The 22,626-nt window shown below is 40.3% G+C and carries 18 protein-coding genes and 1 pseudogene; 2 read left to right on the top strand and 17 right to left on the bottom strand.

The window, feature by feature from the left end:
- Positions 1-299: 299 nt before the first annotated feature.
- Complete coding sequence (hemL, locus tag PY091_RS18040) at positions 300-1,577, top strand: glutamate-1-semialdehyde 2,1-aminomutase (RefSeq protein ID WP_275650886.1); 1,278 nt, start codon at positions 300-302, stop codon at positions 1,575-1,577.
- Here hemL and PY091_RS18035 read toward each other — a convergent pair.
- The 14 genes and pseudogenes from PY091_RS18035 to PY091_RS17970 all read right to left on the bottom strand — a co-directional run bounded on the left by PY091_RS18035 (position 1,574) and on the right by PY091_RS17970 (position 14,924).
- Positions 1,574-2,593 carry a tetratricopeptide repeat protein gene (locus tag PY091_RS18035; RefSeq protein ID WP_275650885.1) on the bottom strand — a complete coding sequence of 340 codons (1,020 nt, stop codon included), beginning with the start codon at positions 2,591-2,593 and terminating at the stop codon, positions 1,574-1,576. The genes hemL and PY091_RS18035 overlap by 4 nt on opposite strands.
- A gap of 161 nt (positions 2,594-2,754) precedes the next feature.
- Complete coding sequence (locus PY091_RS18030; protein WP_275650884.1) at positions 2,755-3,564, bottom strand: SMODS domain-containing nucleotidyltransferase; 810 nt, start codon at positions 3,562-3,564, stop codon at positions 2,755-2,757.
- Position 3,565: 1 nt separating this feature from the next.
- Positions 3,566-3,988: pseudogene (locus PY091_RS18025) on the bottom strand (SLATT domain-containing protein); the annotation flags it as partial.
- Positions 3,989-4,454: 466 nt separating this feature from the next.
- On the bottom strand, positions 4,455-4,784 hold the full coding sequence (locus tag PY091_RS18020) for a hypothetical protein (protein WP_275650883.1): 330 nt from the start codon (positions 4,782-4,784) through the stop codon (positions 4,455-4,457).
- Entirely contained in the window at positions 4,781-5,269 is a 489-nt protein-coding gene (locus tag PY091_RS18015) for a hypothetical protein (RefSeq protein WP_275650882.1), read from the bottom strand. Before PY091_RS18015 ends, PY091_RS18020 begins: the two co-directional genes overlap by 4 nt.
- A gap of 403 nt (positions 5,270-5,672) precedes the next feature.
- The gene (locus PY091_RS18010) at positions 5,673-6,365 is read right to left on the bottom strand and encodes a hypothetical protein (RefSeq protein WP_275650881.1); all 693 of its coding nucleotides are present in this window, start codon (positions 6,363-6,365) and stop codon (positions 5,673-5,675) included.
- Between the two features lie 267 nt (positions 6,366-6,632).
- On the bottom strand, positions 6,633-7,730 hold the full coding sequence (locus tag PY091_RS18005; RefSeq protein ID WP_275650880.1) for a DUF748 domain-containing protein: 1,098 nt from the start codon (positions 7,728-7,730) through the stop codon (positions 6,633-6,635).
- 7 nt (positions 7,731-7,737) lie between these two features.
- On the bottom strand, positions 7,738-9,276 hold the full coding sequence (locus PY091_RS18000) for an AsmA family protein (RefSeq protein ID WP_275650879.1): 1,539 nt from the start codon (positions 9,274-9,276) through the stop codon (positions 7,738-7,740).
- Positions 9,277-9,316: 40 nt separating this feature from the next.
- Entirely contained in the window at positions 9,317-9,721 is a 405-nt protein-coding gene (locus tag PY091_RS17995; RefSeq protein WP_275650878.1) for an arsenate reductase family protein, read from the bottom strand.
- 336 nt (positions 9,722-10,057) lie between these two features.
- Positions 10,058-10,783 carry a DUF3307 domain-containing protein gene (locus tag PY091_RS17990; RefSeq protein WP_275650877.1) on the bottom strand — a complete coding sequence of 242 codons (726 nt, stop codon included), beginning with the start codon at positions 10,781-10,783 and terminating at the stop codon, positions 10,058-10,060.
- Positions 10,780-11,379, bottom strand: coding sequence for a transcriptional regulator (locus PY091_RS17985; RefSeq protein WP_275650876.1), 600 nt, complete (start codon positions 11,377-11,379; stop codon positions 10,780-10,782). Before PY091_RS17985 ends, PY091_RS17990 begins: the two co-directional genes overlap by 4 nt.
- Before the next feature lie 131 nt (positions 11,380-11,510).
- Complete coding sequence (locus PY091_RS17980) at positions 11,511-11,960, bottom strand: hypothetical protein (RefSeq protein ID WP_275650875.1); 450 nt, start codon at positions 11,958-11,960, stop codon at positions 11,511-11,513.
- 108 nt (positions 11,961-12,068) lie between these two features.
- Positions 12,069-12,260 carry a hypothetical protein gene (locus PY091_RS17975; protein ID WP_275650874.1) on the bottom strand — a complete coding sequence of 64 codons (192 nt, stop codon included), beginning with the start codon at positions 12,258-12,260 and terminating at the stop codon, positions 12,069-12,071.
- A 162-nt stretch (positions 12,261-12,422) separates the two neighbouring features.
- The gene (locus PY091_RS17970) at positions 12,423-14,924 is read right to left on the bottom strand and encodes a zinc-dependent metalloprotease (protein ID WP_275650873.1); all 2,502 of its coding nucleotides are present in this window, start codon (positions 14,922-14,924) and stop codon (positions 12,423-12,425) included.
- Positions 14,925-15,192: 268 nt separating this feature from the next.
- On the opposite strand from PY091_RS17970, the gene PY091_RS17965 reads away from it, so the two are divergent.
- Positions 15,193-15,912: a hypothetical protein gene (locus tag PY091_RS17965; RefSeq protein ID WP_275650872.1), complete on the top strand. Its 720-nt coding sequence runs from the start codon at positions 15,193-15,195 to the stop codon at positions 15,910-15,912.
- Positions 15,913-16,352: 440 nt separating this feature from the next.
- On the opposite strand, the gene PY091_RS17960 is transcribed toward PY091_RS17965, so the two are convergent.
- The 3 genes from PY091_RS17960 to lysS all read right to left on the bottom strand — a co-directional run bounded on the left by PY091_RS17960 (position 16,353) and on the right by lysS (position 22,580).
- A complete protein-coding gene (locus tag PY091_RS17960; protein ID WP_275650871.1) occupies positions 16,353-17,783 on the bottom strand; it encodes an SLC13 family permease in 1,431 nt (476 codons plus the stop codon).
- Between the two features lie 92 nt (positions 17,784-17,875).
- On the bottom strand, positions 17,876-20,728 hold the full coding sequence (locus tag PY091_RS17955; RefSeq protein ID WP_275650870.1) for a TonB-dependent receptor: 2,853 nt from the start codon (positions 20,726-20,728) through the stop codon (positions 17,876-17,878).
- Between the two features lie 160 nt (positions 20,729-20,888).
- A complete protein-coding gene (gene lysS, locus PY091_RS17950) occupies positions 20,889-22,580 on the bottom strand; it encodes a lysine--tRNA ligase (protein WP_275650869.1) in 1,692 nt (563 codons plus the stop codon).
- Positions 22,581-22,626 lie beyond the last annotated feature (46 nt).

Below are 22,626 nucleotides of genomic sequence, written 5' to 3'. Positions count from 1 at the left end.
GCAAGCTGATTGGATATGATTCGGGTTTGTATGTCATTCTGAGCAGTGCGAAGAATCTCATTTCCGACCATTTTCCATTTCCCAAAAAGTTTTATCCTCATTACCTTTGCTGAAAGCAGGACGAATTCTATAGGGCTTGTCACATCGAGCGCAGTCGAGATGTGGTGCCGTTTAGTTCTCGACTGCGCTCGAACTGACAAAAGTCAACCTGAACTTGTTTCAGGTTCTCATGGGAGAAAGTCCAATGATGATGGGATGCTGAAATAAATTCAGCATGACGATTTTAATAAAAACATAGCATGATCTACCAACGAAGCAGCGCCTTGTTCGCAGAGGCCAAAAAATATATCCCTGGAGGCGTAAACTCACCTGTAAGAGCATTTAAAGCGGTAGGGGGCGACCCTATTTTTATCAAGGAGGCCAAAGGTGCCTACCTGTACGATGAAGACGGCAACCAACTTATCGACTACATTGCTTCGTGGGGTCCGCTTATTTTGGGTCATGCTTACGATCCGGTGATCAATGCAGTAATCGAGAAGGCCAAAAAAGGAACTTCCTTTGGAACACCCACCGAAATTGAGACGGAACTTGCTAAGTTGGCGGTATCCATGGTGCCGAACATTGATAAAATCCGTTTTGTGAACAGTGGTACCGAAGCCTGTATGAGTGCGGTGCGCCTCGCGCGCGGGTACACGGGCAAGGACAAGATCATAAAATTTGCGGGTTGTTACCACGGCCATTCCGACTCTTTTTTGATACAAGCGGGGAGCGGTGCCGTTACTTTTGGTAGTCCCAACAGTCCTGGGGTAACGCAGGGCACGGCCAAGGATACGCTGTTGGCAGATTACAACGATTTGGAAGGGGTAAAAGCCTTGGTGGAAGCCAATAAAGGCGAGATTGCTGCCATTATTTTGGAACCCGTTGCGGGGAATATGGGCTGTATTATCCCAAAAGAGGAATTTATAAAAGGCCTACGTGAACTCTGCACCCAAGAAGGCATTTTGTTGCTGTTTGATGAGGTAATGACTGGCTTTCGTCTGGGAAGAGGAGGTGCACAGGAAGCCTTGGGCATTGATGCCGATATTGTGATGTTCGGAAAAGTAATCGGGGGTGGATTGCCTGTTGGGGCGTTTGCGGCCCGAGCTGAAATTATGTCCCATTTGGCACCCGAAGGCCCCGTGTACCAAGCAGGAACTTTGAGCGGAAACCCTTTGGCGATGAGTGCTGGACTGGCCATGTTGACCGCCTTGAACAACCAACCTGAAATTTTTACCAGCTTGGCCGAAAAAACGGAATATCTGCACAAGGGCATTGCCCAAACTTTGACCGAAAAAGGGGTGACCCACCAGATTAACCGATTTGGTAGTATGATCTCCGTGCATTTTACGGACGAGCCTGTGGTGGATTTTGCCAGCTCGGCGAAAGGGAACAACGATACCTTTAAAACATACTTCCACGGAATGTTGGAGAACGGGGTGTACTTACCGCCCTCTGCGTTTGAGAGCTACTTTTTAAACGATGCCCTTAGTTATGCCGATTTGGATAAGACCATTGAAGCGGTGGGGGAGGTGTTTTAATTGGTTTTTAGCCACTGGTCAAATTCATTGAGTTGACTTTCATTTTCTGCAATCCACCTTTTTGAATTTTCATCACCAATTTGGGAAATGTATTTGCAATAGGTTTCTAAGTGCTTGCTATTTGCTATGTCATAGAAAAAAGGAGTGTAAAAAGTCCACCAAATTTCTTTGTCTTTCTTCTTTTTCAGTTCACCAAGAATTTTGAAAAATTTCTCCGTATTCTGGACAAACATTTCATCATCCGTTTTTCCTTCATTTTCTTCCAATGATTTAGAAGCCTCCAGCATTGAAACCATTAACTCTGCCGCTCCAAATTGACTGTCATTGTTTGATGAAAGTAAAATATTTATGGTATTGGCTTTGTTCTCATCTTTAGTTACATTTCCTCCAAAGTTTTTCTGAAGCATAGCATATGCTTCTAAAGCTCTATTGCTGTTAGGTTCTAGAAACAAGAAATAATGCGTAGCGAGTAAAGTTTGAACAGAGTTACCTTTTTGGTTATGGATATGTGCTAACATCAAATGGCTGCTGGAATGATTGGGATTTAGTTCAATAGCTTTTATTACATTTTCTTCCGCAGCATCAAAATCATTTGTTTTAAAATAATTCAAGCCCAAATTATAATGGAGCAGGTAATGTCCATCCACCTTTTTAATGGCTTTTTTAAATAGTTTAATCGATTCTTTGGTTTTACCGAGCATATCCAAAGACGAACCTTTGGTTATATATGCTTGAAGCAGGTAATCCTCATTATGTTTGAGTACTACATCGGAATACTTTACAGCTTCCTTATAATCGCCTTTTGTAAAATAGCTTAACGCAATTTCATAATTAACGAGCGTAGATTTAGGGTCTAGTTTTAATGCTTTTTGATAGGTTTCAATTGCTTTTTCATAATTTCCGCTATCGTGATACTGAATTCCTTCTTGGACAAAGGCTTCGATTTCAGATTGAGCAAAAATAGTTGTAGAGAAAAGGACTATTGCTATTAAAAATCCAGTTTGTATTATTTTCATTGTCTCTTGATAATAGATGTTTAACGGTCTCGGCTATGAACAGTTGCGTGGGTTAGCACTGACTTTTGCAAGTACACGACAAGCTGAAAATTCCTGCGGAATTTTCAGGATAAGCCAGTAATAGCAATTGTTTATAGCCATTGTTGTATGCCGTTTTTATTTTATCCATAAGGTAAAATTCTGTGTAGCCATCTTTTGGCTCCATCAACATCATAATTATCTAAACATTCTTTTACCTTTCCAATATTGTATTTTAAACTGGTTACTTTATCTTTTTTTGTTTGCGAATCGTTCCATTCAGTCGATAGTTGTCCAACTGCGTAGAAAAATCCACGTTCCACATTATCTCCATAAAAGTTCAAGCCTGTGACAAAGAGTTCTAATTTATATGAGTCATATGGATAGCCATTTGTACAATTCCAAGCTTTCATAAGCCTAATAATTGGTCTTACAACTTGATTGTATTTTGTATTTGCTTCTGTAAGTTTAGTTTTTACATCACTCGGGTCGGTTGGTTGCCAACCATAAGCTCCAGGAATGTATAAAGTTGAAGTCCATAAATATGTACTTTCTTCTTTAGCTGGCACAAGGTCATAATGAATATTTCCAAGTCTAATAGTTACCGTTGGAAATGACCTAACCACTTCAGAACCATAGCGGTCTTTATAATATTTATCCCCGAAATTTTTTAGCCATCTACGATAAGTTTCTGGTGTTCTTTCATATTGAGTATGATTGAATACAACCATAATGTCTATGTCAGATTTACTGTCAACTGAACGTGGAAGAATTGTGTCTCTGTCATAAGACCCAAAAACAAATCGCCTCTTAATCAAAACACCTAATTCTTTATCCAGATTTGCTAAAAGATTGTCTTTTGAGGCATTTATTCTAGCGATTTCGGATGAATCTTTTTTTAAATAAAAAGAGTAAGATAAGTTTCTTAAATAAGTGTCTATTGAACTTGCCATATTATAATTCTAATTCGCTTTCAGTATATGATTCTTCTCCTGATTCAATGCCTTTTTTAGCAAGTTCATAATCAGATTTATTCGAAGGGAACGATTCAGCTTCTTTATTTATATCTTCTATTTCGCTTGCAATTTCCTCAACACTTTCGATTAGATGTTTATCCTTTATTGCGTCATCTTCAATATATGCTTGAAGTCTGTCACATCTTTTCATAATGGCTAAATATTTGTTTCCAACTCTTCTATGACCCTCAACCTTTTTTTGAAGATTTAAAAATGTCTGAAATCCACTTAAAAGAGCTGCAACTAAAGCTAAAACTAATGGAATGTATTTAACCCAATTGGTAACGCCATCTGTTAAAACATAAAACAAAATAGAGCCTGTCAGGACATTAATTACAATCAATGGAATTCCTATCCAAAAGTGTTTTTTTCTTTTCGGTCAGCCGCATTAAAATGCTTTTTCTTGCCGTAAAGAGAATCCACTTTTATTCTTTTTATTTTGTCTTTTGTGTTTTTCATCGGTTTTTCGTTCAAATGGCATACAACTTCAATATATACCCATAAAACCTAAGCATATACATCCATAGTGGTAGACTATGGATTAATTTGATCATTCTTATGCAAATCATAGCTACTTGCTGTATAGTTCTAGGGGAAAGGGCTGCATGGCAAACTACTGATTTTTAAACCAATAGTATTACGGAAAAGCATAAAAAAACTGTGGATTTTCTGCAATTTGCAATAAACACTAAACAATGAGCAGTTGGCAATTAGCAATAGGTAGTGGGCGAAGGCAAGGGGATGGTTATCCCAATTTATAGCACTATTAAATATGCTACTTTTCTTTGGGATGAGAGTTTTTTATAATCAATTGGAATTTTAATTATTTATTCGACCACAATAAGGGTTTTGCAATTTTTAATATGGTATGATTTGATTTCGATGGAGTCCCTAATAATTCGAACGGGGGTGACATTGCTCCAACCAATGCTTTTTACAAAATCAACATACGAATAAACACTATCCTTATAGTGAACCTTTGTTCGAGATTTTTCTTTTGAATTTTCCAATTCCCTTAAAACCATAGATTGTTCAGTATTTGGATTCTTGTTGGAAAAATCATCAGTATTACCAATGGTAATGTCACTATAACTTTTTTGGTTTTTGCATGCCTGCAAACTCAACAGGGAAATTAAAACGATACTAAAAAATTTCATATTTCTGGGTTTATGGCATATCCTTCGTTCCAACCTGGACAAACATCATCAAATCCGATGCAATTAATTCCGCAAGCAACAAATAATGAACTACAATCGGTTCCAGTTATTAATGCTCCATAAACAAAACAGGAACCATTATATGCATATCCAACACTAACCGATGCAGAACATTTTGATATTAAACTTGCTTGCCCTTTTATATGTACTTGTTCACTTTTTAATACATAGGCATAAGTTACTTGCCCGTTAAAATCCACGGCTTCAACCTCTGTTAACTCTTTTGAAACCAATTTAGGTAAATTGTTTTCAAAATTGATGCCTGTGGTTACGGAATGTATTGTTGATTTATTTGTCGTCGTGTTGTTCAATTCAAATTTTAAAATAATCTGTTCTTGTGGAATATCAACTTCATTTTCTCTACTACAACCATAACAGAGAATAATTAGCATTAGAATGGAACTCAGTTTCAATAAATTTTTCATTTTAAATTGGTATTTATTTGATTTACTCTTTCGATTTTCGAATACTCGTCCAATTATTTTTGGTGTCTTTTTTTGGCTTTCAAATGTTTTGACGTTGGAGGCCAATCTGCTTGTAACCTCTTAGCAATTTGACTAAAAGGTATAGGGGGTAATCCTATGACATCCGGTCACAGATACAATACGATTTGCATTAAATTAATGGGGGCTGAGCCTGCAAGCTACTAATATTCAAATGAATAGGGCTGTATAAAAACCTTAAAAAAACTAGGGATTTTCTACAGTTTGCAATTAACAATGAACAATTGACAATGTTTAAGGGTTAAGGTAGCATTTTGCCTTTAGCGCTAAAGCTTGGGTTAGAAATTCATTTGGATGTATTCCACAACACCTGTTGTCATGAAAATTAAGAGTTCATCAATGGTCTAAGATAATCAGCCAACATGCTAAAAACACCAGCTAATGCAAATTGAAATATCATAAAAATTAGAAACCCTATCCAAGTCGCTTTAAAAACCCTGCGGTATGCAATCAAGTCATACAGGAACAGTAACAGGAACGGTATAAAATAGATAATGACCAACGAATTGAACATTTCAACGTTCAGAAAACCAAAAAATCGAAGAATACCTGCACCACTTAAAATAATAATGCTCATTAGGTAATACCGTTTATGGTAATGTGTGGAATATCTGTACTTATACCCAAGAACTACATAGATGACCCCCATGAGCATCAGAGCCAACTCACTTCCCATAAAGGCGAATGGAGCAGGCTCAAAAGCAAGAGGTTCACGTAGCAATACCACATATATCCCTGTTATAAAAATGAGTAAAATTATAGGTACCGATATGTTGCCAAGCTTCATGTGCAACTGTCTCTTTTTAAAGACGATGAATACAACCTGTAGAAAGAAAAGCGTATACCAGATAGCGCCTAATGCTCCATGGATGATTGCCCTTACAGGAATCTCCCCTCCATTGGAAACGATTTGTGTTGAAGAGTATCCAAAACCGACGAAGGCCGTAACTAAATAATAAATAGCCATTATCGAGAAAAAGTAATGGTCCGCTTTTTTGGTTGGAATGGTTTTGTTCATCTGAAGAGGTTTATGGTTATAGTGTTTTATTGCCTACATGTTTCGATGTGAACAAGGCATAATCTTTCTCTATAAAATCTTGGGGGAAGCAGTTGTTGATTACAAAATACTAAATATCAGTAAATTGAGGTCTCATGCATCTTGAAAAAATAAAAAGTTTTGTGCAGTTTGCATTATTGTGCCTAAAAGCAGTAAGCTTTTGGTTAAAATGGTAGGTGAGAAAAGGTTAAAAGGTAAAGGGTTAAAGGTAGCAGGTTAAGGGGGCTTTTACTTGTCGTCTTTTTGTTCGTTTGCTTTTTCCTGAACGTTTTTAAACTCGATATCATCATCTACTATGCCTTGAAACGCTTTGATCCAAGCATTTTTAAAAATATTGGTCACGGTAGGCCAAATTTTGGTGTTCACATCGGTTAAGTCACCTTCCAAGGGTACTTTGGTGGCAAGGGTATTTTCTTTGTGGTTCTTGAGGATAAACTTAAAAAAACCGACAAAACCTTCCCAAAGGGTTTCCAAAAAGGCATCGTCCTTACCTATGAGTTTGGCATCCTTGATAATGGGTTTCATATAACCCTGCATATAACCATCGGCAATGGCCATTTCGCTGTAAAGACTGAAATTTCCCTGGTCAAAATCAAGGCCTGCGTAGTGGTCGGTAAAATCATTGAGGGCAACGGCGTTCGCATTTTCCAAGGTCAGCGCCAAATCCATATCGGGAATTTGCTTCACCAAATCCATCTGGCCTTCTAAATGAAGACTGCCTCCACCAAAACTAATGGCATCGGCGGATAGGTTACTGGGCAATTGGGCTTCTTGCCGTACTACATTGCGAAGGTTGGTGGCGTAAAGTTCCAGGCTATCCAAATGCAGGTCTATATTGGGGTCGGCCGTGAGCTGTACAAAAGCCACCTTGCCGTCGTGAATTTCCAGTTTGTTTATATCTATGGGCACAACGTCGGTGAGTGCCTTGGTCCAATCTTCCACATCGGCACTTTCTGGTGATTCCTTTTGCTGATCTTCGAATACATAGATCATTTCGGGACCTGTCATATTGATTTCACTCACTATTCTCCCATTAAAAAGGGAACTCCATTCAATGGCAATATTGGTTTTTTCAAAATGTAAGAACGGAATTTGTGATCCTGCATTCACCTTGTTCAAATAGAGTCGATGTATGGTATAGGCACCCGTAAGCAGGGACAGGTCTATTTCTTCCACTTGGCCATGATAGCCGGGGATATCTGCCAATACCTTGTTCACATAGTTTTTAATGATATAGGGGAGTGCCAATCGTAGCCCGATCAATAGCGCTAAAATTATCAGAGGGATTACATATCGCTTGCGCTTATATATTTTTTTCTTAGCCATAGTTTATTCAATCTCGTTTTTTGCCCCGGCCCGTCATGGTGTGAACCAGCCCTTCTTTTAAATTGATCCACAAATAATTAAAAAAGGACTTGTCCTGTCTGCGTTCCACTTTAAAATCACCGTGCCTAAAACCGTCATCATCGGTTTTGTTGCCATCCTTGGTAAACAGGTTCACCACAGCCGTAAGTAGTTTGTTTACCCCCAAGCGGTCTTTTTTTAACACAGTGAACTCAAAATTGTCGTACTTCATTTTCATATCCCCTTGGGATTCCAGTTCGTTGCCACTTATGGTAAAATACATTTGCTGTATGGTGCCGCTTACCTCGGCATTTAAATTGGTTTTTAAAAAAGGAGTAATGCTTTCGGATTCAAAATTGGTGAGCGAACCTTTGGCCAAAAAGTCGTTTGATTTGCTTTGGGGGTCGAACTCCCACTCGAACTCCAATTGTCCGTTGTCCATGAGTTTGGCATCTGCAGCAATGGTAATATTGCCATTGCCAAGGGTATGTAGATTGTTTATTGTGGCATCAATCTGGGTAAAGCTCAAATTTTCCGGTGCTACATCGGCTTCCAAACGTTCTTCGTAGGTGATCAATCCTTTGGAGATGGTAATGGAATCCACTTGTAGGTCCATTTTTAGGTCACGGAGCGCCTGATTGTATATCTTTTTGTGACTCACATCATCGGGCAATAATTTATCTCGGTATACATGAAAGGACGGTGATTGTAACTGCAATTTCTCCAAATGGAAGAAGGGCAAATTACCTTCAATGCCATAATTCCATTGGTTAAGGGATATTTTTTGAACCGAGAGGTCGTAATGATCATGTTCAAAGGCCAACCTTTTGGAAAGTTCGTCTTTGGAATACTTGGTTTGTAATGTGAATCCTGATATTTCACCATCGTCGGGGGATAGCTGTAACTGTTCAAATTTGATGTGTTCCAATGGTCCCAGGTCGTAGTATCCGTTTTTGGTCTGGAATGAATAATCACCATAGGTGAAGGGTATTTTTTCCGCAGCGGTTTCTTGGTCAAAATGAATATCGCTCAGGGTAAATTCTATTTGTTGAAGTGTGATTATACTATCTGAAGGTGCTTCCAACAGTTTAAAACTACCATTGTGTATTTGAAAGTTGTTGATCGAAATAGATTTGGATGGTCCATTTTTGTCTTTTTTAGAAGTAGTGTCTTTTTCTTTTTTGTGAACGGTGATGCTGGGTGAAGTCATTTCCGCGTTGGACACTATAATGTCACCATGCTGCAAGAGGGGAATATATTGTAAACCGGAAATGGATACCGATGCTGCTTGTACCGCTATATTTTCTTTTGAGTTCTTCCAAGACACTTCGGTAAGTGTAATTTTACCCAAGAGCACATTGGTGCTGAGTTGATCGTAAGAAAGATGAAGCTCTTGAGGTATTTCCTTACCGAGCATCTCTTTTACTTGATGGGTGAAATATAATTGTGCCACAACACCGGCTACCATCAATAATGTAAGGATGGCAATGGTAATTTTAATGTAGCGTGTTCTTGTGCGTTGTGGCATATGTGTTAATGGTGTGTTTAGTATGGAGTTAGGCTAAAGATCAGCTCTCCATAGTTTCTTCCAAAAAGGTCATAATTTCGGAAGGTGTGTCGATTTGCATGGCTTGTTCACCATTGACCAATATCGGCTGGGTCAGTACCTTGGGATTGATTTCCAAGATTTTTAACCAGTCATCATCATTTTTAATGTCCGGATTTTTGCCGTATTCCTCAATAAAGGTCGGATGCTCGGAATTGACCAGTTCTTTGATCGGTTTATCCAGAAGTTGAGCCAGCTTGGCCCATTGTGTGGCTGTTACCTTTGTTTTGGATAGGTCAATATTTAAAACATCCTTTTTACTGGACTTAAGGTAGGCAAAGGTTTGTTGTCCTTTGTTGGTGTCGCCATTGTAAAAAAGTTTTATTTCTCTATCGTCTGTTGATATAACTCCCATGTCTTCCATCATTTAATTTTCGTTTTAGACAAGCTAACCCTTTTTTGAAGCTGTATTTAACGCTATCCATTTTTTTAGTGTCGTAAAAGCAGATAAAAAAAGCGGGAACACTGTCCCGCTTTCACTTAAACTAACTCAATTAAATGCTAAGGGATAAAAGGTTGCCTTGACACTTTACCTTAATGCATCTGATGGCAAAATTAAACAATTTAAAACGATTCTAAATAAATAATTTTAGTTATCTTTGGAAAAGGCATAGTGCAATGCCAAGGGCTTAAGGTCCAAAGTGTTTAAACCAAATAGATTCTTTATTCGGAAGGAAGCCGTCCCTTTGGGACGGTTTCTTTTTTATAGGTTTTGAGCTAAATGTAGGTACAGCATACCCGAGAGAATGGCCAGTCCAAAACTTAAAAGGGTGCCAATAAGCACGTATTCGGTAAGTTTTCTGTTTTTGCCCTTGTTGAGGTCGCCAAACCTGAACACGGATTTGGCCGCGATCAATAACCCTATGGCCGCCCATTGCTGCATTAAAATAAATCCGAATACGAACAAGCGTTCCAACATGCCGATGTAGGTGCCTGCATTCTTTAAGGAACCGCCTTCGCCAGGTTCGTCGTTTTTGGCGATTTCATCAATATAGGGAGCGAGCAACATACGCATAATGATACCCGATACGTAGGTGACAAAAGCCAGAAATGTTATAATGAGCAAGGTGCTTTCGGAATAAATACTGGACAAATCCAGTGTGAAGGGAGACATCCAATACAAGGCAATGGCCAATGCCACCAAATGAAGTACTTGGTCCACAACAAAGAGCCATCTGTAGTTTTTGGGGTTGGTCAAGGACAATTTGCCCAAATCGATTAAAAAGTGCGTTACGACAATGAAGAGAATAGGCCCCAAGTAGTCAAATTGCATGAGCAACAACAGCGCTAAGGCATGAACCCCGATATGTAAATAGAGATATTTGGACCTACCCTTTTTTTCCAGTTTATCGGAAACCCAATGTGCTGGTTGAAGTACAAAATCCCCTAGAAAATGGGCCAGAATCAGTTTTAGGGCTAAGAGCATCATAATTGGGCGAGTTGTGTTCTGTAAAATTGGATCATTTTTTGGACTTCATCAAATCCTGCTCTGATCAATGCCTCGCTTATGGTGCTTTGTGATTTTCCCAACATGGAAGCTAGGTCCTTTTGGGTGGCCTCCGGATGTTCCATGGTGGTTTTTACGACCGTGGCTGTGGCCGGCAACCAATTGTCCATGGTAAGTGCGGCCAACTGTAGCATGGTGTTCACTGCCTCGTTAAAATCTGTGGAAGCGGATTGCAAAGCCAAGGTCTGTTTCTTTAATTGGTCAAAACATTCTCCGGAATGTACAAAGGCCTCTCCGTTCGATTCCGTTATTTTTTTTGCCAAATGGTTCTGATGTCCAATACCGATTGCCACCCTCACATCCATTTGCCGGATTTGTTTAATACTGGCCTTAATGTAAATGGCGGCCTCCAAAGCTATTTCTGGAGCTGTTCGCAATTGAAAGCTGTCTCCTCGGTAAATTTCCCAGTCGATAGGTTCGTTGCCATAGTGCCCAAGAGCCTGTTTTAAAATAGGCAGCCATGTGCTGGCTTCGTGGTCTTTGGAGTTTTTGATGTCTCCGGTGAGTACGGCTATCATTTATCGATTAATTAAGCGATTAATACAAATATCGATAAAAAAACCGATATATAAAAATATCGTTTAAAATAGCGATAAAAAAAGAAACCGCGACCATGGCAGGCGCGGCTTCTTAAAATCAACAAAAAACACTATCGTCTTCGCCCTCTCTCCTCCATTTTCTTTTTGCCGTGCATGGCTTTTCTACTTTTTTGCAGTTCCAACCATGTCTCGTACTGTTCAGGATTCAGTACTTTTTTCATTTTTCCTTGAACTGCGATTTGTCTGTTCAAACGTGCGTTTTCCATTTCAAATCGTTGCTCAGTAGTTGGCCTTTTCCATTCGCCACTTTCTTTTTGGGCCTTTAGTGCATCCCATTTTGCCTGTCTTAACTGGGCATTTTCCAAATTGATCTCATACACCTTATCCTGTTGTGCCTCGGTCAGGTCTAAGGCCAAGGTCATGTGTTTTGTTCTCAAGGTGGCCGTTTGTTCCGCTGTCATGTCCATGTTTGGACCTTTTCTCGCTCTGTGGCCATCGTTTCTTTGTGCGGCCATACCAATACTCATCAGCATAACCAATACTACTGCAAATCGTTTCATAATTCTAACTTTAATGATTTGTTCTTTGGACAAATGGCTGCGCCAAAGGTTTAACCATTAGAGCGATGTTTATGACGCTTTTAACAGTACCAATGTGTTTTTGGGAAATTACTTGAGTTCTTCTTCCAAATCTTCGGTAGTATCATCATCAAACTCGTCGGCATCCTGAAAATTGGTCTCGACGTAGGTTTCTGAATTGAGATGATCTTGAAATTCATCGTGTTTGTCCACTACATAGTAGAGAGTAGCGGCGGCCACGAAACAGAAAAAGTAGATTAAGCTTTTTGTCTTGTAGGTCATGATGTTGAGATTTGGGATTACTAAAGTAATCAAACCGTACGGGAATTTCAGCGCTATGTTGTGAAACAGGCCTAATCAGATGTGTAGGGTAAAAAAAACAAGGTGTAACCGAAAATAATCTCGGTTACACCTTGTCTAATGTATGCTTGATTTTAAATCTGCTTACTTGGCAGGCTCCAAAATAAGGTCTATACGCTCCAATGCATCTTGCAAATGGTAGCGGCTCATTGTATCTGAAATTCTGGACAATCCACCTCTAATATCCCTTTTTAGGTTATTGAGCTCTGCACGGGCCACCGAACGTATGTCCGATTGACTTGTGTTGATCGGAGTGGATTTTCTGTATCCTCCAAAATCTGGTAGTTTTCTTTGACTATCGGCGGTCATTAAGTACTCCAAACGGTCGATATGTGCCTTTTGAAGATTTCTGCGATAGGTATCGATGGTTTTTCCGTTTCGTGTCTCGGACCAGATTCCTCTTCTTAAATCACGCATCATTTCCACCAAACTATAAGCTTCATCACCGTTCAATGTCTCGTTTTCGATAATACGGGCCAATTTGCCCAATTGAAGCATCGTATTCAAGTAACGCTCTTGGGTAGATCGAATTCGTTCCACGGAACCGGAATACTCAATTTTATTGAATATGTTCGGCTCAATCAACCATTCTGGTGTTTCAAAAAGCTGCTCTTGCATAAATTCCATGGCATTTTTTTGGTGTTCTTTGCTCACATGAGTGTAAACGGCTCCTTCTTGGTCCGCTGTTTTGTGATATTCGTAAACACCTCCGATATTGTTGGAAACATGGCCCATATATCTACGGAATTGTGCTACCACATGTCCGTACATAGTTTCTAGGTCATCATAGTTTTCACCTTTTTCGGTGGTCCACTCAATTAAATTTGGAACAATACGCTTTAGGTTTTCGATACCGTACAAGCTCGCTTTGATCGCATCATCTCCCAAATCTTCGGTTTGTGAACTTGGGTCGTGAATATCACCTACTTGCTGATGTCCAAATCGGTACATAGGGTCGCCAGCGTGTTCCAAAATCCAACCGTTCAAGATTGGTTTCTCCTCTTTGGCCGTTTTGTCCAAAATTGGCTTGTATCCCCATTTAATGGCATACTTGTCATAAATCCCGATGTTTGGCATAAGGGCAACACCTTCGTCGCCAGGTTGTGCCACATAGTTGAAACGTGCATAGTCCATAATGGATGGTGCCGTTCCATATTTTTGAGTAAAGGCTTTAGAACGCAATGAATCCACTGGATAGGCAACACTACTTCCCATGTTGTGTGGCAATCCTAAAGTGTGACCTACCTCGTGAGAGGACACAAAACGAATCAAACGTCCCATGATTTCTTCTTCGAACTGCGTTTTTTGTGCAGCTGGATTAATCGCTGCTGTCTGTACAAAATACCAACCACGTAGCAAACTCATTACGTTATGGTACCAGTTAATGTCCGATTCCAAGATTTCTCCACTTCGCGGATCGCTTACGTGGGGACCGTTTGCATTTGGAATGGGTGATGCCAAATAACGTACCACGGAATACCTAACATCCTCTGGGGACCATTCCGGGTCTTCTTCAGGGGATGGAGGGTCTTTTGCGATAATGGCATTTTTGAAACCTGCAGCTTCAAAAGCTACTTGCCAATCCTCGATACCTTGTTTAATATAAGGGACCCACTCCTTAGGGGTGGCACGGTCCACATAATATACAATAGGTTTTTTGGGCTCAACTAGTTCTCCAGCCTTGTATTTTTCTATGTCTTCATCTTTTACTTCTAATCTCCAGCGATCTAGGTAGGTAACCGTTTTACTTTCTTGGGCGTCCAGACCATAATCTACTTGTCCTCTGGCGAACCATCCTACGCGTTCGTCAAAATAACGACGCTTCATGGGTTCTTTGGGTAATAGGATCATGGAATTATTGATCTCCAAAGAAATAGATCCCAAGCTGGAATTGCTCGGTGGATCGTTAGATAGGTATGTTTTAACGTGGCGAGCTTCAATATTTAAAGGATAACTCTTAATGGATTCGATGTAGCTTCGGTCACCATCCAATCGGGTAACTTTAAATCGTTTTCTGTAGCCATCAGGGAAACCAAGCGCTTTTACGTCCTTGGTGAACATCGGGTCGATTTCTATAACGGTGGCTGGGTTCAACGAGTCTTTTTTGTTGATGGCCTCAATATCGAAAGAGAACAGTACCGGTTCAAAATTTGAGTTTACCACCGCTTCGTGAACGGGCAGGGAGTCGGCAGCCACATTTTCGTAAGAGGCTACGCGTACCAATACTTTTTTGTCCTTTTTTTCCCAGCGCAATACCTGGGTGTTGATTTTTCCACCACCAAATCCAATTCCCGTGGCCGTTTTGGAAATTCGGCTGACCATGAGCATCTCACGGTTGAAAAGTGAATCTGGGATTTCGTAAAAACGTTTGTCGCCCACCGTGTGGACATCGAATAGACCTTTGTCGGTCTTTGCTTCTTTGGTGATGACCTTATTATAAGGTTTTATATCACCTGGTTTGCTCTTGTCTTCCTTTTTTTGTTCGGTCTGTTTCTTTTTCTTTTTGAAAAGTTGTGCCTCCGCAGTTTGGAAGGAACCCAACAAAATTAGGACCACAAGTAGTCGAGGTAGTAAATTTTTGATCATTTTTTAAGTCCGTTTGAATAAATAAGAAGCATCAAAGAACCAAAAATTAGACAAAATTATCTGTTAAATAAATATTAACGGTTACTTTTTTAACGTAACCACCTAACCTTTGGGAGTCCTGCGTTTTACTGATAGTTTGGAGTGAATCGCCCTGTATATCTGGGCTCAGCGCCTATTTAATTTTCGTAAAAAAATCCTAAATACTGTAACGTTTTGGGTTTAGAGTAGTCTTATAGGCATATCATCAATCATAAAATTCAATCAAAAAATGAACAAGTTATTATTAATTTATGGAAGTGTATTATTAAGTAGTACCGCCATAGCAAATGACCAACAAAATGCCAAGGTCGTCGAGGTACAAACCGAGAGGCCGGGTAGTTTAGAGAACAGTTTAACTTCATTGCATATTGGTGCAGAGTTGAACAATTCAACTTCAGATATGGCAGATTATGCCTCCTATGAGTTGAATTTAAATGAAATAGTGTATTTAGAGGAAGAGCCAGAGGTCGATTTAGGTTTTAATACGGCCGATTACCTTCCTGAGGGATTTGATCCCTATGAAAGCTATTTTGATTTGAATTCCATCATATATCTCGAAAACAAAGTTGAACCAGCATTGGGCTTTGATACCCAAAAGTATTTGCCGGAAAATTTTGATCCCTATACAGATGTAGTGGATGTACATTCCATAAACTATATGGAGGAAGAGGACATGGATCTTGGTTTTGATACCAAAGATTACCTTCCCAAGGATTTCTCTCCATACGAGGCTTATGTAGATTTAAAGGCTATTCCTTATGTTGAAGAAGAAACAGAATTGGTATTGGGCATTAACAGCAAGTATTTGTTGCCAGCAGATTTTGATCCATATACTGATGTAATCGCAATTACTTCCGTAAACTATATGGAAGACGAAGAAATTGATTTAGGTTTTGATACGAACAAGTATCTACCAGAAAATTTTGATCCCTACAAAAGGGTCAACTAGTAAAATGTTTTAGTTTTTCATTTTACAAATTTTTGAGTTAGTTAGTTAATAAAAGCCCTCTTCGGAGGGCTTTTTGATTGTTAAGAAAAACCTATAAATATCTGGTTAACAAAAATATAACATTGGAAATACGGCGAAGGAATTATTAGCTAAACCGTTTTAAAGGTGCAGATTGTTCAACATTTTAAACGATTGACTGACATTACTGTATTGTTTGTCTGTCAAAGCTGAATCAAGCACGGGTGTCCATTTTACCACACGACGTTAACAAAAAACTAATTACAATAATTTTCACAAAAAAGGGTTATAACTTTGTACCTAACAAAGAGTTACGAACCACTTGCGCAAAAGCGAGTAGCGTTAGTTAAGTTAGTTTCTTACATTTTTTTGAGTTAGTTAGTTTGTGAAAATGCCTTTCCGCCCGGAGAGGCATTTTTAGTTTAAAACAATAGTGGAATGGCAAACTGGAACACCAAGATCAGTAATAATACCGCTATAAGGTTTAAAATAACTCCTACGCGTGCCATTTGGGGAATCTTTACATAGCCGCTTGCGAACACAATAGCGTTCGGAGGAGTGGCCATGGGCAACATAAACGCACAGCTACTGGCTATAGTTACCGGAATCAATAAATGTAGAATTGGAATGTCCAGTCCAATGGCAATACCCGCTACTACTGGGGCCAAAACAGCCACAAGGGCCACATTGCTCATAAGTTCGGTCATAAAAAGCATAAGGAAAATCAATAAGGCAGCTGTAAACAATATGCTGATCTCGCTTTGGGCAATGGCTCCCGCTACCATATCCACTATACCACTGGTAGACATGCCTTGTGCCAAGGCCAAGCCGCCACCGAACAGTACTAAAATTCCCCAAGCAAGTTTCGAAGTATCTTTCCAAGTGATGATAAAATCACCCTTCTTAATATTATAGGGAATGGCGAATAGTGCAATGGCCGCGAAAATACTGATCATGGTGTCCGTAAGGCCTAAATTGGGGAATATACTGTTGATCAAGGTTCTGAAAATCCAAAGGAATACGGTTATTGCAAAAATCACCAATACCATTTTTTCCTTTCCAGACGTTGGTCCAAGTTTTTCCAGTTCCGCATATATTACCTCTTTGGATGCACTAAACTTTAAATCTTTATTGGGGAACATCCATTTCACAAGTACCAGATAACAGATGCCTATCATAATTATTGAAAATGGTAAGCCGATCGTCATCCATTTTAAGAAGGATATTTCGGTGTTGTACTCGTTTTCCAACAAACCGATGAGTACTGAGTTCGGAGGAGTCCCGATAACGGTCGCTATGCCTCCAGCATTTGCTGAAAACGCAATGCCCAGCATCACACAGAGTGCAAAGTTTTGATCACTTTTTGTAAAACCGTCCTCATCGTTGATCAATAAATTGATCACGGAAACGGCGATGGGAAGCATTACCACGGTGCTTGCCGTATTACTGATCCACATGCTCAATGTGGCCGTGGCAATCATAAACCCTAAAATTACTTTGTTGGGCGTAGTCCCGGTAAGCCTTATAATATTTAAGGCAATTCTTCTATGTAAGTTGACTTTTTCCAAGGCCAGGGCCATCACAAATCCACCGAAGAAAAGAAAAACGATAGGACTGCCATAATTGGCACCCACCTCTGCAATGGGAAGTATTTTTAAAATGGGTAATAAAAGAAGTGGTAGCAGTGCAGTGACCGAGATGGATACCGCTTCGGTAATCCACCAGATCAACATCCAAGCTGCAACTGAAATTACAGGGTCTCCTTTTTCCGATACCAGTTCAAAAGGTAGAAGGTTCAATACCAGAAATGCCACCGGTCCAAGGACCAGTCCAATTTTTTTGCTTAGTTCCATTGGGGTCCTAAGCTAGGATTTTTTGTTAAAACATGAAAATAAAGAAGCCCCATCCAGGGGCTTCCGTATTAATTATTTAAAAGTTGATAGTTTTATTTGATTTTGAATGTCAACCTGCCAAACACATAACGTCCATTTTGTCCAAATTGAACGGACCTTCTTGAGTAGATAAATCTTCCACTGGATCGGAAAGCCGGATCATTCTTGTCTGGGTAAACATCCAATAGATTGTTTGCTCCAATCGTTAATGTTGCGCTTTTGGAGAAGCTGTAACCCACGGTTAGGTCGGTAATAACCTTTGCACCAAAAGTATAGTCAATGGTTGGGTCAATTTCGTTGGTTGCTTCCCGAACTTCACCAAAATATCCGTTCCTTAAAAAGAAGTTCCAATTGTCGCCAACTTTTACATTGTGCGAGAGGTTTCCTTTGGTAGTTGGAACAGCGGATTCCAAATAGATTCTACTGGTAGGGTCAAAATACGTGTCACTGAGACCTGCATTGGCAATGGCTTCGGGCACTTTCACTTTCTCCACACTTGTTTCTGAAAAAGTAAAGGCAAGTGTATTGGTCAAGGAAACATTGTCGGATATATGCGCTTTATGATCTACTACAAAATCCAATCCCATGGTTTGGGTATCCACAGAGTTTGCGAAAAAAGCGGCTTGGGTGGCATTGGCCTGCTGAAAAAGATTTGCCAATTCTGCATTGCCATTGTCATCAAACTGCCCAGTTAAAATTACACGGTCATCTATATTGATAAGGTATCCGTCCAAAGTAAATTTTAGGTTTGCACTAGGAACCCTAGCCGTAAAACCTGCAGTTGCCCCGATTGATGTTTCTTCTTTCAATGGTTCAATACCCAAAAGTCTGGCAACTCTGGATGTGTTCGGAAATATACCCACTTCGTTGGGAATTCCGTCCACAAATAGGGTAGAAGTGGAGCTGTAATGGATTTGATGAAGGGATGGCGCTCTAAACCCTGTTTGTCCTCCTCCTCTAAAATTAAAGTTCTCTGAAATTTTGAGACGCGTAGCTAACTTAAAGTTCAATGTTCCTCCAAAGTCGGAGAAGTTTTCGTAACGAACCGCTCCGCTCAATAAAATTGATTCGGTAAAGTCTGCTTCTACATCAAAATAGCCTGCAATGGTATTCCTGAATGCATTGATTTCGTTATCAGGTTTAAAACCGGGAAATACTTGAATGCCTCCTGGTCTGGTACTTCCAAAAAAGTCGGTGGGTACTTCCGAGTTTGGGTCTGTTGGGTCGTGTGGATTTCCCAAATTGTTGTACTGGGTGTATGAAGCTTCTTCACCGGCTACGATGGCATAGTTTTCCACTCGATACTCTGCACCAAAAGCAATATTGAGTCCCGCCATGGTGTCCTCAAAGAAACGACTCATGTCAAAATTGGTGGTGTTTTCACTATAGTTGAATCCACCGGAATTTGCCTCGAAAGGGGTGGAATTCACCAAGGACGCATTGTTGGAATTGGTAACCCGATATAGAAATTCATTTTTTCCATAGGAATTACTGAAGTCTACATTCCAATCTCCCAACATTCCTTTAATTCCCATAGTGGCAGATTTATCCACGATGTTGGAATTGATTTCTGGTAAAAAACCATTAGGGTAGGCGGGAGTGTAGCTTCTGGATTGATTGGGTAAACGATAAAAACCTGCTGCATTACCATTTTTGAAGCTCAACCCTCCAAAACCATAGATTTCCAAGTTTTCATCGAGAGGTATAGAAAGATTAGCGAAGAACTGTGCTCCTCTTAGTTTGGATTGCCCAACTCGCATGTTAAAGTCGCTACGTTCCAATCCTCTGGCCAACAACTCCGATTCGGTTACGTCAGCATTCAAGATTCCTTGGAGCTCTTCTTTACTTTCATCGCCATTCAAGGCAATTCCCGCAGTGGCAGCGTATTCAAAAATATCAGTTAAATCATCGTCCAGTAGTAACGATGTGTCGTAGTTGTCTTCAGCTGCTACCCTTTCTATAGAATTGTAGGCATTAAAAATGGAGCCCTCCCATTCTTGCATGCGATTGGTGTATCCACGATGGCTAAAATTTCCTGTAAAATTGATGAATCCGCCATCTTTTCCAATGGGTAGGCCATAGTTAAGGCCTAAACTTATTTTCTCACCATCGATGGTTTTTTGTGGACTATGCTCACTGGTAAAATTAGCTCCAGTATTGATGTCTACCTGTAGCTCGTTCACACTCTTTTTCAATACAATGTTGATTACCCCTGCAATGGCATCGGAACCATATTGGGCGGCAGCACCATCCCTAAGGATTTCTATGCGAGCAATGGAATTGGAAGGAATGGTGGTCATATCTGTTCCCACACTACCTCTACCAAATGTTCCGTTTACGTTTACCAATCCTGTTTTGTGCCTTCTTTTTCCATTGATGAGCACCAAAACTTGATCGGGGCCCAATCCTCTCAAGGAGGCTGGTGCAATGTGATCGGTACCATCGGAAATGGTCTGTGGATTGGAAGTGAAGGAAGGCGCCGCATAGTTAAGGATTTCTGTGACCGTTACCTGTGGGGCGGATTGTGTCAAGGTAGTTACATCCAGTACATCCACCGGGACAGGGGTGTCCGTAGCTGTTCTGTTGGCATTACGAGATCCTACAACAACCACATTCTCCAACTCCAGACCAGCTTGGAGGGTGACATCTAATGTACTGCCTGTTACGGTTGCTTCTTGGGTGTTGAATCCGACATAGGAAAATACCAAAATGTCTCCTGTGTTGGCTTCGATGGTGTAGTTGCCATCAAAGTCGGTGATGACGCCCGTAGTAGTTCCTTTTACTTGGACCGAGGCACCCGGAAGGGGTACGTTTTGGTCATCATAAACGGTTCCTGTTACCTCTTGTGCTTTGGAAATAAAAGATACCAACAGCACGAAAAGGAATGCTAGTTTCATTCTTTTCATATAAGTAGATTTTAGTAAGATTATTGGGGTAAGCTGCTGGAAATTTCCTTCCGTTTAGGAAGAAAACCGTCGAAAGATAGAACTTTTTTTAAAAAAGAAAACCCCTGAACTTTAATTAAGGTTCAGGGGCTTAGGTTTTATGTAATCAAAAATTCTAGTACTATCCTGTATATTTTACAAGTAGTGCATCTTCCGTTTTTTCTACCTTGATAAGTCCATGTTTCGTAAGACTTTTGGTGCTCTTGTCCCATTTTTTACCACTCAACCCAGCTTTTCCTTTGAGGTCAGCCAAAGGCATTTCGCCTTGTGGTTTAAGAATGTCCACAATCGCTTTTTCTTCTTCAGTAAGCTCTACCTGCTTTTTCTCTGGTCGCATTTGCGGGAAGAACAACACCTCTTGGATAGAGGAATTGTTGGTCATCAACATCACCAAACGATCTATACCGATACCGATTCCCGAGGTTGGTGGCATTCCGTATTCCAGAGCGCGCAAGAAATCCTGATCGATGAACATCGCTTCGTCATCTCCTTTTTCGGAAAGTTTCAACTGATCTTCAAAACGCTCGCGCTGATCAATGGGATCGTTTAGCTCCGAGTAAGCATTAGCCAGCTCCTTGCCGTTCACCATCAACTCAAAACGTTCGGTCAACCTTGGATTGGTTCGGTGCTCTTTGGTCAACGGACTCATTTCCTTGGGGTAATCGATGATAAAGGTTGGTTGTATGTAGTGGTGTTCACATTTTTCACCGAAAATCTCATCGATCAACTTCCCTACGCCCATAGTGTCGTCCACTTCAATACCCAATTTTTTGGCCACTTCGCGAAGTTCATCTTCCTCCATTCCGGCAACATCGTAACCGGTATGTATTTTAATCGCCTCCAAAATCGGAACCCTTGGATAAGGAGCTTTGAACTCTATTTCGTGATCGCCCACTGTTACTTTGGAACTGCCTGTGGCATCAATGGCCACTTTTTCCAATAGTTTTTCGGTGGTATCCATCATCCAGTTGTAGTCCTTATAGGCCACATAGAGTTCCATAACGGTAAACTCTGGATTGTGGGTACGGTCCATTCCCTCGTTACGGAAATCCTTGGCAAATTCGTATACTCCATCAAACCCGCCAACAATCAATCTTTTTAGGTACAACTCGTTGGCGATTCGCAAATACAACGGAATGTTCAATGCATTGTGGTGAGTTAAAAATGGACGTGCCGCAGCTCCACCGGGAATAGGTTGTAGGATAGGGGTCTCTACTTCCAAATATCCTTTTTGGTTATAAAATTCCCGTATACTGTTAGTGATTTTTGTTCTTTTGATGAAAGTGTCCTTTACATGCGGGTTCACTACCAAATCCACATAACGCTGACGGTAACGTAGTTCTGGGTCGTTGAATGCATCGTACACTTTACCTTCGTCATCTACTTTGGGCAATGGCAATGGTCTTAAACTTTTGCTCAACAGTGAAAAGTTTTTCACCATTACTGTTTTTTCACCTACTTGAGTGGTGAAAAGTTCCCCTTCAATACCGATGATATCACCGATGTCCAACAGCTTTTTGTATACATCGTTGTACAAGGTCTTGTCGTCACCTGGACAAATTTCATCCCGGTTAAAATAGACTTGGATGCGACCTTCGCTATCCTGAAGTTCGGCAAACGAGGCTTTTCCTTGAATTCTACGCGACATCAATCTACCTGAAATCACCACCTTTTTCCCTTCTTCAAAATCATTCTTGATGCTCTTTGAAGTGGCATCAACAGGATATAATGCTGCTGGGTATGGGTTGATTCCCATTTCCCTGAGTTTGGTCAATTTTTCCCTTCGAACGATCTCTTGTTCCGATAGTTGCATAGTCTGTAAAAAATTTAAAGCGCAAAATTACACTTTTGCGCTTTAA

The organism is Flagellimonas okinawensis (genome assembly GCF_029194005.1).
GTDB lineage: Bacteria > Bacteroidota > Bacteroidia > Flavobacteriales > Flavobacteriaceae > Flagellimonas > Flagellimonas okinawensis.
This window is presented reverse-complemented; position numbering and strand designations above follow the sequence as displayed.